This is a genomic window from Exiguobacterium sp. SL-10, from assembly GCF_004337025.1.
GTDB lineage: Bacteria > Bacillota > Bacilli > Exiguobacteriales > Exiguobacteriaceae > Exiguobacterium.
In genome coordinates this window covers 1-338 of the sequence record NZ_SJUP01000061.1, presented here as the reverse complement: position 1 = coordinate 338, position 338 = coordinate 1, and the positions used below count along the sequence as shown (strand labels likewise).

At 60.9% G+C, this 338-nt stretch carries 1 pseudogene; it reads right to left on the bottom strand.

Annotated features, from left to right (window positions below):
* A pseudogene (locus EVJ33_RS15350) lies at nt 1-207 on the bottom strand (IS5/IS1182 family transposase); the annotation flags it as partial.
* Nucleotides 208-338 lie beyond the last annotated feature (131 nt).

The following is a 338-nucleotide window of genomic DNA, read 5'->3' as shown; positions in this document are numbered from 1 at the left end:
TGCCGCCTCGCCAGATGTGACGATGACGGCCGTAATGATTCCCTCCTCCGTCATCGCGAGATGATGCTTGTAGCCGAAAAACGAGGAGTCGGCACTCTTGTGCCCGGTCCGGGCATCACTGTCTTTGGATACCTGCAGCTCGACGTGCGCGTCCTCCGCGAGCTCACGCACCCGGTTCACCTGGTCTCGGATGTGTTCGCGAAACATCAGCTCGGGCATCATCGGGATCGCCTCCAAATTGGTTGGTTACAGCCAGTATATTCCGGAATGGAAGGCGCGTACAGCGCCGCCCGAGGGCACGCCGACTCCCGGGGAATCAGCGGGCAAAGCGAGACCCA